The sequence below is a fragment of the Bradyrhizobium sp. P2_E8 genome (assembly GCF_056403875.1).
In genome coordinates, this window is record NZ_JBFUES010001106.1 from 1 (window position 1) to 2,297 (window position 2,297).

The 2,297-nt window shown below is 65.7% G+C and carries 3 protein-coding genes; 1 reads left to right on the plus strand and 2 read right to left on the minus strand.

The features are described 5' to 3' along the window. Positions 1-343 precede the first annotated feature (343 nt). Positions 344-1,312 (plus strand): AraC family transcriptional regulator, encoded by a 969-nt coding sequence (locus AC1D00_RS37270; protein WP_477014106.1) that lies wholly within the window; start codon positions 344-346, stop codon positions 1,310-1,312. Between the two features lie 31 nt (positions 1,313-1,343). Here AC1D00_RS37270 and AC1D00_RS37275 read toward each other — a convergent pair whose 3' ends face one another. Next, positions 1,344-1,928, minus strand: a complete 585-nt coding sequence (locus AC1D00_RS37275) for a TIGR00645 family protein (protein WP_135173962.1) — start codon at positions 1,926-1,928, stop codon at positions 1,344-1,346. Between the two features lie 34 nt (positions 1,929-1,962). After that, a partial coding sequence (locus AC1D00_RS37280) for a TerC family protein (protein WP_477014107.1) occupies positions 1,963-2,297 on the minus strand: 335 nt, incomplete at its 5' end.

The following is a 2,297-nucleotide window of genomic DNA, read 5'->3' on the forward strand; positions in this document are numbered from 1 at the left end:
TCTTCCTGCCGCTCGACAACGCCGGCAGCCCGGTCTGGTCCGACCTCGGCATCTATGTTCGCGCCGAGCGCACCCTGCCCGCCTTCATCGAATCCTTTCTCCAGGAGCTGGTGCGCGAGCTGGGCGAGCGCGAGCGGCGCGAGAACGCGGCCTATCCGCAGACGTCGTGACGTCGCGGCGCCGCCGCCAAGCCGGCGCAGCGTGGATGCGACCACGCGACCCGTGGTCTTGCGGACTTGCCTGAAGCAAGGTTGCTCCGGCAGCATTCCCGGCCGATGTCGCGCCCGCGAGATCGAGGACGCGCCGGCACACGCCGAACGCCTGAAGTCACTGGGATCCCGAGATGCCGGTACGTTGGCTCAAGCCGTCGCGAGTCCTGAGCATCGAGCGCTACAGCGATTTCGAGTCCTTTCGTCCGAGCGAGGTGCTGGGCGGCGGCATCAGCACGCCGCTCGAGCCGCGCGAGGTCTCGCTGCACCGCGCCATCCTGCCGCTCCAGGATGGTCTGTTCGTGCTGCAGCGGACCTTCGCGCGGCGCCTCGAGGCCAATGTCGGCACCGACCACGGCGTCGGCCTCGTCATCCCGCTCGCCTGTCATTCCACCACCAACGGGCGCGAGATCGACAACTCGATGATCGGTGTCGTGCGCGGCAAGGTCGCCACCGAGGCGGTCGAGCATCACCCCAACACCTATCTGATGCTGCGCTTCAACTCCGACATGCGCCATCGCGGCTGGGCGGACTACGACACCGGGCTCGAATTCACGCGCCTCAACGACGACACGATGGCGCGCGTGCGCGCGGCCATTCTCGACATGTTCAGCCTGGCCTCGCGCTGCAAAGATCCCAGGCAATTCGAAGCCATCGACCGGCCGATCCAGGAAAGGCTTCTCGCAGGGCTCGATGCCGCCCTTGCCCCCATCGACGCTCGACATCTCCGGCGCGGGTCGTACGACAAGCATCGCAAGCTGGTCGCACGGCTGGACGAGGCGGCCACGCTGTCCGGCGGCATCCCGCTCTACAGCGGCGACCTCGCAGATGCGCTCGGCGTCTCCGTCCGCACGCTCCAGAGCGCGACACAGGCCGTGCATGGCGTCAGCCTGCAGCACCATCTCAGGCTGAAGCGGCTGTGGTCGACCCGCACCCAGCTACTGACCGGAGGTAACGAAACGACCGTGAAGGCCGCGGCGCTCGCGAACGGCTTCTGGCACATGGGCGAATTCTCGAAACTCTACAAGGCGACGTTCGGCGAGATGCCGTCCGGGACGCTGGCGCAGGCCCGTGATTTCAAGGACGAGAGCCCGCACCTCTGAGCCAGCTTCGGTCAAATACACTGCGCCGCGCTCAGCCGTGCCCCGCTTCCTTGCGGTGACCGCTCTCGCTGAGGCGATCGACCCAGGCGATGCCGATCGCCGAGATGATGAAGGTCAGGTGGATCAAGACCTGCCACATCACACCGGTCTCGGTGAAATTGCTGCGCGTGGTGCCGAGATTTCCGGCCTCGATGAAGGTCCGCAGCAGCGAGATCGAGGAGATGCCGATGATCGCCATCGCAAGCTTGATCTTGAGCACGCTTGCGTTGACATGACTGAGCCATTCCGGCTCGTCCGGATGGCCGCTCAGGTTCAGACGCGAGACGAAGGTCTCGTAGCCGCCGACGATCACCATCACGAGCAGGTTCGAGATCATGACAACGTCGATCAGTCCGAGCACGACCAGCATGATCTGCTGCTCGCTGGCGTCAAAGGAGTGCGCGACCAGATGCCAGAGCTCCTTGAGGAACAGCAGCACGTAGACGCCCTGTGCGATGATGAGGCCGACATAGAGCGGCACCTGCAGCCAGCGCGAGCCGAAGATCAGCTGGGCGACCAGGCCGATCGCCGGCGGCGGCACGGGCGCCGCCGAAGCCGCTTTGGGTTCAGACGTCATTGGTCACTCCGGATTGCGCACAGGAAGCGTCGTCTTAGAGACTCGCGATGACAGGCGCGAGCTCGAGCGAGCCGCGGTAGATCATCTCGAAGGCGACGTAGACGATGATGGCGAGACCGACATAGGCGATCCAGCGCTGCTTCTGCAACACCCGGCCGAGCAGATCGGCGGCGACGCCCATCATCGCGACCGACAGCAACAGTCCGAACGCGAGGATGTAGGGATGCTCGCGCGCCGCTCCCGCGACCGCGAGCACGTTGTCGAGCGACATCGAGACGTCGGCGGCGACGATCTGCAAGGCGGCCTGGCCGAAGGTCTTTCCCGGCGCCGATGCCGCGCTTCCGCCGCCGCCATGGTTGAATGCAAGCT

Coding starts and splice junctions, on each gene's coding strand:
- AC1D00_RS37270 (WP_477014106.1), top strand. CDS start 344: ATGCCGGTACGTTGGCTCAAGCCGTCGCGAGTCCTGAGCATCGAGCGC.
- AC1D00_RS37275 (WP_135173962.1), bottom strand. CDS start 1,928: ATGACGTCTGAACCCAAAGCGGCTTCGGCGGCGCCCGTGCCGCCGCCG.